Origin of the sequence: Hyphomonas sp., from assembly GCF_037969335.1 — a bacterium.
Lineage (GTDB): Bacteria > Pseudomonadota > Alphaproteobacteria > Caulobacterales > Hyphomonadaceae > Hyphomonas.
In genome coordinates, this window is record NZ_JBBKXE010000146.1 from 15320 (window position 1) to 28643 (window position 13324).

Below are 13324 nucleotides of genomic sequence, written 5' to 3' on the forward strand. Positions count from 1 at the left end.
CAAGCCTTTCCCGCCAAGGGCGTTTTCATCAGAACTGGAAGTAGATGAAGGGACGATAGCCAAGCGGCACGAAGGCGATGGCGATTGCCGCGATGGCGCCAAATGTCACCGCAAACCGGTTCGGCCCGAGGCGTTCGATCATTTCCTGCGCGCCGAAACGGTGCGACAGCCAATGTACCAGGCCCAGCCCCGCGAGAAGTGGCCAGACCGCGATTGGCAAAACATTGTCGCCCCTCGATGACCAGGTCAGATAGGTGCGCGAAATCGCCAGCGCTTCGCCGAGATCAGCCGCGCGGAAGAAAATCCAGGCCAGGTTCACCCAGTAATATGTCACCGCCCCGCCAATGAATCCGCCGATGAGGCCCATGGCCGGCACGCGGCGAGCGACCAGGTTATTCCAGCCGCGCTGCACGATCAGGGCGATGCCGTGCAGGAAGCCCCAGATCACGAAATTGAACGAGGCGCCGTGCCACAATCCACCCAGCACCATTGTCGTCATCAGGTTGACGTCCCGCCGCGCATTGCCGCGCCGGTTGCCGCCCAGCGGAATGTAGAGATAATCACGCAACCAGGATGACAGGCTGATATGCCAGCGGCGCCAGAAGTCCTGGATGTCCGGTGACAGATAGGGCGAGTCGAAGTTGGCCGGGAACTTGTACCCGAGCAGGCCGGCGCATGCGATCGCCATATCCGAATAGCCCGAGAAATCGCAATAGATCTGGATGCCATAGAGCAACACGCCGGCGACAACCTGCGAGGCGGCAAACGAAGACGGGTCAGCGAAGATGACGTCTACATATTGCGCGATATTGTCGGAGATACAGGCCTTCTTGATGAAACCGATCAGGAACAGTGTGAGGCATGCCCGGACGCTGACATCGGCCCATTTCCGCGCCGTATCCATCTGTGGGATAAATTCGGAGGCCCGCACGATCGGGCCTGCGACGAGTTGCGGAAAAAAGGCGATGTAGAAGGCGACGTCCAGGAACGAGCGCCGCGCGCCAATATCGCCGCGATGGGTATCGACCATGTAGGAGATGGCCTGGAACGTATAGAAACTGATCCCGACCGGCAGGACCAGGTTCAGCGTCACCGAACCCGCATTGAAACCCATGAGGCCGGCAAAATCGACAAAGCTGTCGGCAAAGAAGTTGAAATACTTGAACACGCCAAGCACGCCAAGCGACGCCGAAATGCCGACCGCCAGCGCGAGCTGGCGGGTCCTGTCCCCCGGCGGATAGCGGTTTGCTGCCACGCCGACGAGGTAACTGATCACGGTGATCAACAGGATCAGGCCGAGAAAGCGCCAATCCCACGCGCCATAGAAGACATAGGACGCAAGCGTCAGGACCCGCTTGCGCCAGAGATTGCTCCGCAGCGCCCATGTCAGAGCGAATACAACACCGAAGAACAGGAAGAAGCGCGGCTCAACGAATAGCATGCTGCGCTCCCGCATCGGACCGTTTCAGTTCGCTGCACAATTCGGCGCCCAAGACCCGGCTGAGCGCCCGGGCACCGGCTTCGCCATAATGGCTCTGATCAAACCAAAGGCCGCGTTCAAAGAGGTCTGGATAGGCGTCGGGCCGATTGAAATTCAGCACCGGCAGGTCAGGCGCGATGCGCGCAAGCTCCACGCCCACACGCGGCGTGCGGTCGAGTTCTTCAGGGTCCGGAGAAATGAAAAGCGCGGCGTTGAGCCCAAGCGCCCGGATCCGCCGCAAGCGGTCTTCAAGATAGATCGCGCGAGCGGCAACGTTCTCATCGCTCGCCGCGCCGTAGCGCGCCATTGCGGCGTCGAACTTGTCCGGATGTTCCAGAAAATCTTTCCTGCGCGCATCAATGTCCGGCGTCGGCTGGGACCCAAGGATCTCGAACCCGTCGAACCCCATATCGAGCTTGAACGGGGCCGGCTTTTCCGGTGCCGGAAAAAATAGCGCCGCAGCGCGCCCGACGCCCGAAAGGTCATAGGCGGCGCCGGCGCCAAACATGCCGAGCCTGAATATCTTCTTCGGTGCGGACTCCGGAAAGGAGGCAATGCTTTTTATCGTCGGCCCGTATTCTGCCGGCCCATGGAAAAACCGCGCGCGCTCGTTCGTAGCGTTATCGAGCGCCCGGGCCTCTGGCAGCGGGTCCTCAATCACGACCGTGCGAAGCGTGCCTTTTCCTGCTTCGAGCACATGATCGACAAGCCAGTCCTGTTCGGCGCCGGTCAGGCCGAAGACTCCGAAATTGAAAACGTCGGGACGCGGGCAACCAGCGGATTCCGCCGCAGCTTCCACTTCGTCAGGCACGACATGGTAAAAGGTGCGGGAGGTGCCGATGAAGACCGTATCGTATGCGTCGGCTTGCGCTTGGTAGGCTGCCAGTTTGGGGCTCAGCACGTTCATGTCGGGTACGGGCGCCTGATGGCGTAGAAACAGTGAGAATCCGCTGGCGATCACCGCGAAGGTTGCCGCCATGAGCAGAGTCGGCACCAGCGCAGCGCGCGCCTGCGCGAGGTTTCCGCGTTCCGACAAAAAGAAGCCCTCCCCTTTGGCTGCAGGGCGAAAAGTCGCGACCGGGCATAGCACCGGATTCCCGGTTCCGGTTGCACATATCATGCCATGGGGTGGGATTGGTTACTGGCCGGTTTCTGCCGAGCCGAGCGCCACGATCCGGTAGCCATCGAGTTTCAGCCGGGACAGCAACAGGTTGACCCGCTCATCCGATTTATCGAACGGATCGTGGAGAAGGATGACCCCTTTCCTGCCAGCCAGGTCCAGCTTCTGGAGGATCATGTCCACGGAGGCCTCCGGGCGGTTTTTGGTCCAATCGGCTCCGTCTGCTGTGACGCCAACCTCAAGCAATCCCATTTCGCGTACATCGGCGGAAAGTTCAGCATTCGTCGCAACGAACGGAAACCGGAACATGATCGCCTTCGCGCCTGTTCCGGCGAGAGCCGCGTTAACCGCGTCCATGCCCGTGGATACTTCGCTATGCGCCGCGTCTGCCGTCAGTGTCATCAGGTTCGCATGCGACCAGGAATGACCGCCCAGCGAATGACCCCGCCTGGCGATCTCGCGAACCATGTCCGGATACCGGTCCGCCTGCCCTCCCAGCAGAAAGAATGTCGCCTTCGTGCATTGCTGATCGAGTTGGGCGAGTACGGCAGGCGTACGTCTCGGGTCGGGGCCATCGTCGAATGTCAGGACGACTTCCCCGTCGTTCAGAAGCGTCTCGATCGATCCGGCATCTGCCGTCACCGCAATCGTTCGCTCAACACCGAGCTTCGTGCTGTCACATGCAATCGCGGCCGGTTCGGCGGGTGTCGCGTCGGAACAGGCCGCCATAGCCAAGGCGCACACAATCAATATGCTAGTCTGTTGCCACGCACGCACTTCCTGACGAATTTTCATGTAAAACAATCCAGTAGAGATACCGACGATCCGGTATCCGATGTTATCCGGCTTTCGTGATCCCCGCAAACCGTACCAAAGAAGCCGGCAAAAGACTCCCGACACGCGAACATTCTTGTATTTGGTTAATTCCGGGTCCTAGTATTCCGGTGCACCCTTCAGCGCGTATTCCGAAGGGGCCGGAGACCTGATGGGGAAGGATCGCACCTACTACTACCCGCTGGATGCCATTCGCTTTTTGGCAGCGCTTTCCGTCGCCCTGTTCCATCTCGGCTTCTATTCCTGGGCCTCGGAAACTTCTTCAACCTCGCGCATCTTTGCGCACGTCAATGCCCTTCCGAAACTGGCATCGGTCACCTGGTTTGGCTGGATCGGCGTAAACGTCTTCTTCGTGATTTCCGGCTTCGTCATTGCAAATTCAGCCAATGGGGCGTCGCCGATCTCCTTCCTCAAGAGTCGGACGCTACGCCTGTACCCTGCGGCATGGATTTGCGCGACAATCACGCTGGTTGCGTGGCTCGCCATCGCACACCGTCCGCCGTCGGAACTCATAGGCCCCTATTTTCACGCCATGGCGCTCTGGCCCCTGCCAAACTGGATCGACGGTGTGTATTGGTCGCTCGCCGTCGAAGTCTGTTTCTATGCCACAATCTTCCTTTTGCTCGCTTTCCATCAATTCCAGCACGTCACTCTCTACGCATGGGTTTTGACGCTGCTCAGCGGTGCCTATCTTGGCGCAATCAGCTTGGGAATGCTGCCGGAGTCCGGATGGATATGGCTCCATTCCGATGTCCTTTTACTGCAGCACGGCCCCCTTTTCGCGATCGGAATCTGGATGTGGAAATCCAGTGGCCGGCGTAATGGGATGCTGGACTATATCGGCCTCGGGACGGCGATAGGGGTCGCACTCATCGGTATCGGCTTGCGAGCCGAGTCGCTCCAATTGGTCGAGGCACCCGCCGCTTCAGGATTCTCGATCGAAGAGCCGATGATTGTCTGGTTGGTCATTCTCGCTTTCATGTTCATGTTCACCCGTTGGCCAGGCACCTTCCGCCCGCGTTCGTTGCGAACGCGCGCCCTGACCCGCAAACTCGGGCAGGCAACCTATCCCCTGTATCTTGTTCACAACGTGGTCGGCGCCGGCTTGATGCATATTCTCATCCAGGCCGGCATGAGGCCATATTTGGCGTTGGCATTTGCGCTTGCGGCAGTCATCGCGCTTGCGTGGCTAATCGCCTGGATTGCAGAGCCCGTCATTGGCGCCTGGCTTCGCGCGATGCTCAACAAGGCAGAGGTGCAGCTCTTGCGTTTCCCGGGTGGTCGGGCATTGGCGCGCCCGGGCGGTATTGCCGACTGAGGCTAAAGGAAGAACCGACCCTCGATCGTGGTGACAGCGCGGCCGATGAGCTTCACCCGTTCGCCTTGCAATACAGTATCGATACGCGCGCCTCGGCCCGGATAGGCCTGGAAACAGCCAAGCGTATCCTTGCCGAACCGTTCGGACATCACGCGCGCCAGCATCGTGTGCCAACTGCCCGTGGCGGGATCCTCATCGATACCGCTGCCCGGCGCGAAAAAACGACTCGTGACGTCCACGCCATCTCCGCCCGGGGCAAAGCAGCCGAAATTGCCACGATCCCAGTCGCCACTCGGCGCGCCGAGGGACTTCAGCGCCTTGAGATCAGGCGCCAGCGCGCGAACCGTCTCCGGCGTCTCGAACATGGCCGCATAGAACATGCCGCCCCAAGCCTGGACAGGCCTTGCACCCAGCGCGGCAGTCACGTCATCGGTCACCACAAACTCCTTCACAGGCGCCGAGGGAAAGTCCATCTCCAGACGTCCATCCTTCAGCTTGCGCACGGTCAAGCGACCGGATTTGACTGTGTCGAAGGAAATAGCGTCTCCAGCAAAGCCTTCGTGCGTGAACAGAACATGGGCGGCAGCGAGAGTCGCGTGACCGCAGAGCGGCACTTCAACTGCCGGAGTAAACCAGCGCAAGTGCCAGCTCGTTTCCGCCGTGCGAACGATATAGGCCGTCTCGGCCACATTGTTTTCCGCAGCGATCGCCAACATGACATCATCGGCGAGAAAGGCCTCAAGCGGCATGATGCACGCCTGATTTCCCTCGAAGGCGCGGGAAGCAAAGGCGTCAACCTGATAGAATGGTAGCGCAGGCATCGGGTTATCTCCGTTAGCGGTCACTCTCTCTCGCACAGTCCCGCGTCCGGGAAAAACCAGAATTCATAAATGGGCGTTCAGCTTTTCTAACGCATCTTGGCACGTTCAGCCGCCGTTCATCGCCTGGCGCGCTATTCTCGGAACGCATCATTGGATGGCAGAGGTTGGCTGGCCCTCCCGACTTTTACCGTCAACTGCCTTGGTCAAACCCCTGGGGCGCTCTTCCGTCCAATGCTGCACTTCATTCGCTGTCCAGCACCCAGCCATGATTAACGGGGCCATGGCCCTTGCCGAGCGGTTTCGCTGCCCGGATCGCACCGATCAGATATTCGCGGCCGCGCTCCACTGCGTCCGGCACGCTCGCCCCCTGCGCAAGGTGGGCGGCAATCGCCGACGCCAGCGTGCAGCCCGTGCCGTGCGTCGACATTGTCACGATGCGGGGACTTTCGAATATCCACTCACCTGTCGTTGTCTGCAGCACGTCGGTGATCTTGTTGCCACCAATGTGTCCGCCCTTGATCAGGGCGCCATGCGCACCGAGTTCCAACAGGCGTTCAGCGGCACGACGCTGACCGTCCACCGTCTCGACGACCTTCCCGGTCAGCACTTCCGCCTCTGGCGCATTCGGCGTGACGAGACGCGCGCGCGACACCAGTTCGGACCGGATCGCGTCAACTGCCTTGGCATCAACCAGCCGGTCGCCAGACGTCGCAACCATGACCGGATCGATCACGCGCGGCGCCATCGATGCCACTTCTGCCAGGCACTCGGCAATCGCCTCGACCAGTGCTGCCGAGCCCAGCATGCCTGTCTTGATCACGTCTGCACCAATGTCGGCCAGTGTCACCTGAATCTGGCCGATGACAGCGTCCACGGGTACCGGCCAAACGCCGTGCACGCCTTTCGTATCCTGCACAGTGATCGCGGTAACGGCTGTCATGGCAAAACCACCCAGCATCGTCACCGTCTTGATGTCCGCCTGAATGCCGGCGCCGCCGCCTGAGTCCGACCCGGCGATGATGAGGACCCGGCCCTCGGGGCCTTCGGCCTTTTTCATGGAGCGCATCAGACCTTGATGTCTGCCTTCTTCGCGTCCGCCAGGAAGGTTTCAAGGCCTTTATCCGTCAGCGGATGGTTGACGAGGCTCTTGATCACGTTTGGCGGCATCGTTGCAACGTCAGCGCCAGCGAGGGCCGACAGTTTGACGTGGTTCGGCGTGCGGATCGACGCAGCCAGGATCTCGGTATCGAAAAGATAATTGTCATAGATCTGGCGGATGTCGCTGATCAGCTCCATGCCGTCGATATTGATATCGTCGAGGCGTCCGATGAATGGCGAGATGAATGCCGCGCCAGCCTTGGCAGCGAGCAAGGCCTGGTTGGCCGAGAAGCAAAGCGTCACGTTCACCGCTGTCCCTTCGTCCGACAGGGTACGACAGGCCTTGAGCCCGTCCCAGGTCAGCGGCAGCTTCACGGCCACGTTCTCGGCAATCTTGGCGAGCTTGCGCCCTTCGCGCACCATGCCATCGACATCTGTCGCGACGACTTCCGCACTGACCGGACCATTTGTCAGTCCACAAATCTCCTTGATTACTTCCGCAAACGGGCGACCGGACTTTGCGATCAGGGAAGGATTGGTCGTGACGCCATCGATCAGGCCGGTCGCGGCGAGTTCGGCAATATCCTTGGTGTCGGCGGTGTCGACGAAGAATTTCATGTCTGGGATCCGGTCTTGAAGGGGTTTCGGGAAACTACGGCCGCCCGATGGACGTATAGGCAAACCCGTGGGCCGCCATGTCTTCGGGCGAATAGATATTGCGCAAGTCTACCACGATATTGCTGTTGAGCGCAGCCTTCACCCGGTCAAAATCAAGCGCGCGGAATTGGTCCCACTCCGTAATGATCACCATGGCGTCGGCGCCCTTGATGGCTTCATACGGGCCCGTGGCGAATTCGACGCCCTCGAGCAGGTGCGCCGCCTCAGTCATGGCCTCGGGATCATAGGCGCGGATCTTGGCACCGGCCGCAATCAGGGCCGGCAGGATATCGAGGCTCGGCGCATCGCGCATGTCGTCGGTATTCTGCTTGAATGCGAGGCCCAGCACACCGATCGTCTTGCCCGTCACGTCGCCGCCCATCGCACGGATGACTTTGTCAGCCATGGCTTTCTTGCGCGCGGCGTTCACTTCAACGACCGTATCGATAATCCGCACTGGCGCGCCCGCATCATTTGCCGTCTTGGTCAGGGCCAGCGTGTCTTTCGGGAAGCAGCTGCCGCCATAGCCCGGTCCGGCATTCAGGAATTTCCGGCCGATCCTGTTATCCAGCCCGATTCCACGCGAGACTTCCTGCACATTCGCACCGACCTTCTCGCACAGGTCTGCCATCTCGTTGATGAAGGTGATCTTGACCGCAAGGAAAGCGTTCGCCGCATACTTGATTAGTTCCGACGTGCGCCGGTCTGTAAACAGGATGGGCGTTTCGTTGAGGAATAGCGGGCGGTAGAGTTCGCGCATCAACTGGCGGGCGCGCTCGTCTTCCGTGCCGACGACAATACGGTCCGGAATTTTGAAATCCTTGATCGCAGCGCCTTCGCGCAGGAATTCCGGGTTGGACACGACCGCAAAGTCGCCATCGGGGCGGGCGTCGCGCATGATCTGTTCGACTTCATCGCCTGTGCCGACCGGAACCGTCGACTTGGTCACGATGACCGTAAAGCCGTCCATCAAGCCGGCGATTTCCTTTGCGGCGGCGTAGACGTAGGATAGGTCTGCATGGCCGTCACCGCGCCGCGAGGGCGTGCCAACCGCGATGAACACCGCGTCGGCATCCTTGATCGCGTCAGCGGCATCGGTGGTGAAGAACAGGCGCTCTTCCTCGACATTGGTCGCGACCAGCGCGTCGAGGCCCGGTTCAAAAATCGGCATGATGCCATTTTTCAGGCGTTCGATTTTCGAAGCGTCCTTGTCAACGCAGGTCACGACATGACCGAAGTCTGCAAAGCAGGCTCCCGATACCAGTCCAACATAGCCAGTGCCGATCATCGCAACGCGCATGGAATAGTCCTTTCGAGAGCCCCTGACGCCAATCGGGCGACGGGTGCGATTTTTGTGCCATCAGGTCAAGTGGGCGCGCCAGACGCGCAACGCCTTCAAGCGATATAGGATAGGGAAGCAGACACAAGACGTGCGGTTTCCAGTTCGGAATCATCGTCGAAATAGGCTGCCAACATGGCTTGGCCGTCGCTGCCATGGGCGAAACTGTAGAGACCTTTCACAATCACGCCGTCGGCGCGGGTCTCCGAGAGACGATAGGTAAGACGGCTGACGCCGCCTTCGACGCTTTCGGAAATGTCCGTCGCCGCTGCCGATGCGTTCGCGCGATCACGCTGCATCCGGTCGTCGAGCGACATGCCGTCTTCGGTGCCATACGCCGTCAGCCAGATCGTCATGCCCGGACGCCAGAAACAGAGACCGGTATCCTCTTCGCGTCGATTGAACCGACCCGGCAGGGTCAGTGCCCATCGGTCGGTGACCTGCTGGCGACCGGATACGGCTGCATAGTTCGGATTGAGCGACATGCGTCTCAGATCTCCTGGTTGTAGGCTCCGACTTCGGCATGCTTGCCGAGGCGGGGTTTGACTTCCTTGTGGAAGAGATCGCGCATGTCGTCATTGCTCGCCATGGATTCGACAACCACGACCAGTTCCGGCTTGTTCGATGAGGCGCGCACAAGCACCCAGCTGCCATCGTCCAGCGTCACACGCGCGCCGTTGACAGTGTTCACGTCGATCACTTTGCGACCGAGAATTTCAGTGCCGTTGAGCGCCTCGTATTCGGCAACCATCTTGTCGACCACGTCATACTTCACTTCATCGCCGCAATGCGGCGACATGGTCAGTGATGTATAGGCAATGCCGAGTTCGTCGCGGAGGTCGGCCATGGTCTTTCCGGGGTTGCGATCGAGCATTTCGAGGATCGCCTTGGCGGCCGTCAGGGCGCAGTCATAGCCCAGCCCGATGGGCGGACGGAAGAAGAAGTGGCCGGACTTCTCGAAGCCCGCCAGCGCGCCGAGTTCATTGGTGCGGCGCTTGATGTAGGAGTGGCCGGTCTTGTAATAATCGACCGTCGCGCCGTTTTCCTTGAGGATCGGATCGGTCTTGTAGAGGCCCGTGGACTTCACATCGACGACAAAGGTCGCGTTCTTGTAGTTTTTCGACAGGTCGCGGGCCAGCATCAGGCCGATCTTGTCGGCATAGATTTCCTCGCCCGTATTATCGACGACGCCGCAGCGGTCACCGTCGCCATCAAAGCCGAGTACGACATCGGCGCCGAGTTCCTTCACGGCTTTCGACATTTCGTGCAGCATTTCGGCGTCTTCGGGGTTCGGGTTGTATTTCGGGAACGTGTTGTCGAGATTGCAGTCCATCTCGATCACTTCAGCGCCCATCGCCCGCAATGCGTCCGGCGCAAAGGCGCCCGCCGTCCCGTTGCCGCAGGCCGCGATCACCTTGATCGGGCGCGACAGTTTCACACCGTCAGCCACCGACGCGATATATTTCTCGCGCATGCCGTCGACGCGGTAATGCGCCCCGCCGGCGCGCGGCGTGAAGTTGCCACCCATGACGATTTCCTTGAGGCGGCCCATCTCGACCGGCCCGAAGGTCAGCGGACGGTCAGCGCCCATTTTCACGCCGGTCCAGCCATTCTCGTTATGGCTCGCGGTGACCATGGCGCAGCAGGCAGCATCCAGCTCGAACTGGCTCCAGTAGACCATTGGCGACAGCGCGAGGCCGACATCCAGCACTTCGCAGCCGCCCTGCACCATGCCCAGGATCAGGGCATTCTTGATCGGCTGGCTGATTGAGCGGAAATCGTGTCCGGTCACCACTTTCGGCGTCACGCCCATCTCATGGAACAGGGTCGCCATGCCAAGGCCAAGGGCCTGAACGCCGGTATAGTTCAGTTCCGGGGCCTTTGGGTGGCCAATGCCATTGAACCACCAGCGCGCATCATATTCGCGAAAGCCGGTAGGCTTCACCAGGGGCAGGATCTCGAATTCCAGCGTATTGTCATCAATATGGGCGAGCGGCTTCGGCATCATGGCAGGCTGTCTCCGGGTTTCAGCAGGTGTTCAACACAAGTCTGGCGTTTCTGGCAACAGGATGCAGGTTTCGCGCCAGAGGCGATATGTTAACCGCCAAATCGCTCAGCGGGCATGACTTTTCAGGAAGTCGGCAATCCATTCGCCCAGAAGGGCATTGTCGCCCGGTGCAGCGAGGGACGCCACCGCCTGCGCTGCGGCAGGGCCGAGACGATCCTCGCGCGCTGTATAGAGCGCTGCAGAATAGGTGTCATCGAACTCTGGATGGCACTGGAAACTGATAGCGGGACCATTCGCATAATAGAGACCCGCATAGGGCGTAAAGTCCGACCGCGCGATCACCTCGGCGCCCGGCGGCAGGGTGACAACCTGGTCCTGATGGCTGACCGCGACAGAGATCGTTTTTGGACAATTTTTTGCGACAAGGCCGGGACAGGCCTGCACCTCATAGGTGTGACGCCCGACACCCCAGCCCTTGGGGGATTTGATCACCTTGCCGCCGAGGGCCTCGGCGAGGAGTTGGTGCCCGAAACAGATGCCGACCTGCGGCACAGCTGCAGCAGTGGCTGCGCGGGCGAAGTCCATCAGGGCGCCGATCCACGGGGCGTCATCATAGACGCCCGCTGGCGATCCCGTGATCAGGATGGCCTCCAGAGAGGCCGGATCCGGCAAAGCCTCACCCTTGATGACGGACACGGTGTCGAACGTCATGGCCGGATCGGCACCACGAACAAGTGCACGAAACATGCCCGGATAATCCACGAATGCAGCCCGGATAGGCTCCGGAACGAGGCCGGTTTCGACGATCGTCAGTTTCATGGAGCGGGCGGCGCCTCTGGCAGCTGCCCGGCAACCCAGGCCTTGATATGCGCATCGAGCACATCAAGTGGCACGGCGCCTTCCTCCAGCACGGCGTCATGGAACGCCTTGATGTCGAATTGCTCGCCCAGCGCGGCTTTAGCCTGGGTCCGCAATTCGCGGATTTTCAGCTCGCCCATCTTGTAGGCCACGGCCTGGCCCGGCCAGCCGATATAGCGCGTCACCTCGATCTCGATATTGAGCGGGGCGAGCGCGCTATTGTCCTTGAAACAGGCCTCGGCCTCTTCCCGCGTCCAGCCATACCAGTGCAGGCCCGTATCCGCGACGAGGCGGCAGGCCCGCCACATCTCCATCGACAGGCCGCCAAAGCGCTCATACGGCGTCTCATACATGCCGGCCTCGCCAGCGAGATGCTCAGCATAGAGGCCCCAGCCCTCGCCGAAGGCGGTGGCATAATAATCCTGGCGGAATTTCGGCTGGTCGCTCATTTCCTGAGCGAGTGCGATCTGAAGGTGGTGGCCGGGGACGGCCTCATGCGCCGTCAGGGCCGGAAGCTCGTACAGCGGGCGTTGTTCAAGGGCGTAAGTATTGACCCAATAGATGCCGTGGCGCCCTTCGGCCGGATCGCCCTCGACATAGCGGGCCGACGTGTAACCCGGCGCGATGGCATCCGGCACCGGCTCGACATCATAGGCCAGTTTGGGCAGGCGGCCGAAATAGTCGGGCAGCATCGCATCCATCCGCGCGGCAATCACCTTGGCCTTTGTCATCAGGTCCTTGTCAGACGTGGCATAGAATTGCGGATCGGCGCGCAGGAAGGCGAGGAAGTCAGCAAAACTGCCGTCGAAACCGATCTCCGCAATGATGTCTTCCATTTCGGCCCGGATACGCGCGACCTCGCGATTGCCAAGTTCATGGATCTCGACCGGCGTATAGCCCGCACCAGCCGTGTGATGCTCGACCAGCGCCGTATAAATTTCCCTGCCGGACGGCAGCGCCGCAATGCCCGCACCCGCCCGCGCATGCGGCTCATAGTCCGTAGCGATGAAACGCAATGTGTCCTGATAGGCCGTTACGGCGTGCGAAACCGCCTCAAGTCCGTCAGCACGCAGGCGCGCCGCAATCTCAGGGTCCATGTCCGCCGGCAGGCTGGCGAAAGGCGTGAACAGGCTGCTCTCTGCCGGATCCGTCACGATCTGCTCGCGAATCTGGTCGGTCATCGTCCCCAGCGGATCGGTATTCGCCGTCCAGCCGGTTGCGATGCCCCGGCGCATGTTCTCGATATTCTCGGCGAAATAGCGGGGGACGTCATTGAGGCGGGCGATCCAGGCTTCGGCATCTTCCTGCGAATCGAGCGTGGTCTGCATGGCCGCGAAGATCGGCTCGGCCTGGAATCCCCAGTCGCCGGTGAACGGGATGCGCACCGCGTCATATTGCGCATCATCGAGGTCTGATCGCAGGAGCCGCCCAAGGATTGCCTTGTCGACCGTACGCGACGTCTCGACCGACTCAATTCGTTGCAACAGGTCCTGCGCCCTGATGGCCTGAGCCGCGACGGCATCCGGGCTGACGTCGCGCCACTGGCGCGCTGCGGATCCATTGTCGCGCGCCGCCTGATCGGGATTGACCGTGCGAACATAGGTTTCATATTCGGCAACAAGCGCATCCATGGCGTCCGGCGCCGTCTCTGCATGCGCCACGAGTGACATTGCAAGCAGGCCCAGACCAAAAATCAGCGGTTTCATTTTGTCGCTCCTGTCGCCCTTCACGTTGACAGGATCATAGAGGCGCCTAGAACGCGAAGCCAAGCGTTTCATTACAGGTGAGGTA

12 protein-coding genes are annotated in these 13324 nt (G+C 60.6%); 1 reads left to right on the top strand and 11 read right to left on the bottom strand.

What is annotated here, in order from left to right; translation table 11 throughout:
• Window positions 1-28 precede the first annotated feature (28 nt).
• The 3 genes from AADA04_RS10980 to AADA04_RS10990 all read right to left on the bottom strand — a co-directional run bounded on the left by AADA04_RS10980 (window position 29) and on the right by AADA04_RS10990 (window position 3329).
• Window positions 29-1441, bottom strand: a complete 1413-nt coding sequence (locus AADA04_RS10980; RefSeq protein WP_340693310.1) for an MBOAT family O-acyltransferase — start codon at window positions 1439-1441, stop codon at window positions 29-31.
• Window positions 1428-2516 carry a hypothetical protein gene (locus AADA04_RS10985; RefSeq protein WP_340693311.1) on the bottom strand — a complete coding sequence of 363 codons (1089 nt, stop codon included), beginning with the start codon at window positions 2514-2516 and terminating at the stop codon, window positions 1428-1430. The genes AADA04_RS10980 and AADA04_RS10985 overlap by 14 nt, the downstream gene beginning before the upstream one ends.
• A 102-nt stretch (window positions 2517-2618) precedes the next feature.
• Window positions 2619-3329 carry a polysaccharide deacetylase family protein gene (locus AADA04_RS10990; protein ID WP_340693312.1) on the bottom strand — a complete coding sequence of 237 codons (711 nt, stop codon included), beginning with the start codon at window positions 3327-3329 and terminating at the stop codon, window positions 2619-2621.
• Window positions 3330-3585: 256 nt separating this feature from the next.
• On the opposite strand from AADA04_RS10990, the gene AADA04_RS10995 reads away from it, so the two are divergent.
• Complete coding sequence (locus AADA04_RS10995) at window positions 3586-4752, top strand: acyltransferase (protein ID WP_340693313.1); 1167 nt, start codon at window positions 3586-3588, stop codon at window positions 4750-4752.
• Window positions 4753-4754: 2 nt separating this feature from the next.
• Here the strand turns inward: AADA04_RS10995 and AADA04_RS11000 are convergent, their stop codons facing one another.
• From AADA04_RS11000 to AADA04_RS11035, 8 genes are all read right to left on the bottom strand, one after another.
• Window positions 4755-5573 (bottom strand): PhzF family phenazine biosynthesis protein, encoded by an 819-nt coding sequence (locus AADA04_RS11000; protein WP_340693314.1) that lies wholly within the window; start codon window positions 5571-5573, stop codon window positions 4755-4757.
• Between the two features lie 241 nt (window positions 5574-5814).
• Window positions 5815-6630, bottom strand: coding sequence for a bifunctional hydroxymethylpyrimidine kinase/phosphomethylpyrimidine kinase (thiD, locus tag AADA04_RS11005; protein WP_340693315.1), 816 nt, complete (start codon window positions 6628-6630; stop codon window positions 5815-5817).
• Between the two features lie 8 nt (window positions 6631-6638).
• Entirely contained in the window at window positions 6639-7289 is a 651-nt protein-coding gene (gene fsa, locus AADA04_RS11010) for a fructose-6-phosphate aldolase (protein ID WP_340693316.1), read from the bottom strand.
• A gap of 34 nt (window positions 7290-7323) precedes the next feature.
• Window positions 7324-8628 carry a UDP-glucose/GDP-mannose dehydrogenase family protein gene (locus tag AADA04_RS11015; protein ID WP_340693317.1) on the bottom strand — a complete coding sequence of 435 codons (1305 nt, stop codon included), beginning with the start codon at window positions 8626-8628 and terminating at the stop codon, window positions 7324-7326.
• 95 nt (window positions 8629-8723) lie between these two features.
• A complete protein-coding gene (locus tag AADA04_RS11020) occupies window positions 8724-9152 on the bottom strand; it encodes a hypothetical protein (RefSeq protein ID WP_340693318.1) in 429 nt (142 codons plus the stop codon).
• Window positions 9153-9157: 5 nt separating this feature from the next.
• A complete protein-coding gene (locus AADA04_RS11025) occupies window positions 9158-10675 on the bottom strand; it encodes a phosphomannomutase/phosphoglucomutase (protein WP_340693319.1) in 1518 nt (505 codons plus the stop codon).
• Window positions 10676-10780: 105 nt separating this feature from the next.
• On the bottom strand, window positions 10781-11494 hold the full coding sequence (locus AADA04_RS11030; RefSeq protein ID WP_340693320.1) for a type 1 glutamine amidotransferase: 714 nt from the start codon (window positions 11492-11494) through the stop codon (window positions 10781-10783).
• Complete coding sequence (locus AADA04_RS11035) at window positions 11491-13239, bottom strand: DUF885 domain-containing protein (protein WP_340693321.1); 1749 nt, start codon at window positions 13237-13239, stop codon at window positions 11491-11493. The genes AADA04_RS11030 and AADA04_RS11035 overlap by 4 nt, the downstream gene beginning before the upstream one ends.
• Between the last annotated feature and the right edge of the window lie 85 nt (window positions 13240-13324).

Coding starts and splice junctions, on each gene's coding strand:
- AADA04_RS11015 (WP_340693317.1), bottom strand. CDS start 8,628: ATGCGCGTTGCGATGATCGGCACTGGCTATGTTGGACTGGTATCGGGA.
- AADA04_RS10990 (WP_340693312.1), bottom strand. CDS start 3,329: ATGGCGGCCTGTTCCGACGCGACACCCGCCGAACCGGCCGCGATTGCA.
- AADA04_RS11030 (WP_340693320.1), bottom strand. CDS start 11,494: ATGAAACTGACGATCGTCGAAACCGGCCTCGTTCCGGAGCCTATCCGG.
- AADA04_RS11000 (WP_340693314.1), bottom strand. CDS start 5,573: ATGCCTGCGCTACCATTCTATCAGGTTGACGCCTTTGCTTCCCGCGCC.
- fsa (WP_340693316.1), bottom strand. CDS start 7,289: ATGAAATTCTTCGTCGACACCGCCGACACCAAGGATATTGCCGAACTC.
- AADA04_RS11020 (WP_340693318.1), bottom strand. CDS start 9,152: ATGTCGCTCAATCCGAACTATGCAGCCGTATCCGGTCGCCAGCAGGTC.
- AADA04_RS11035 (WP_340693321.1), bottom strand. CDS start 13,239: ATGAAACCGCTGATTTTTGGTCTGGGCCTGCTTGCAATGTCACTCGTG.
- AADA04_RS11025 (WP_340693319.1), bottom strand. CDS start 10,675: ATGATGCCGAAGCCGCTCGCCCATATTGATGACAATACGCTGGAATTC.
- AADA04_RS10995 (WP_340693313.1), top strand. CDS start 3,586: ATGGGGAAGGATCGCACCTACTACTACCCGCTGGATGCCATTCGCTTT.
- thiD (WP_340693315.1), bottom strand. CDS start 6,630: ATGAAAAAGGCCGAAGGCCCCGAGGGCCGGGTCCTCATCATCGCCGGG.
- AADA04_RS10980 (WP_340693310.1), bottom strand. CDS start 1,441: ATGCTATTCGTTGAGCCGCGCTTCTTCCTGTTCTTCGGTGTTGTATTC.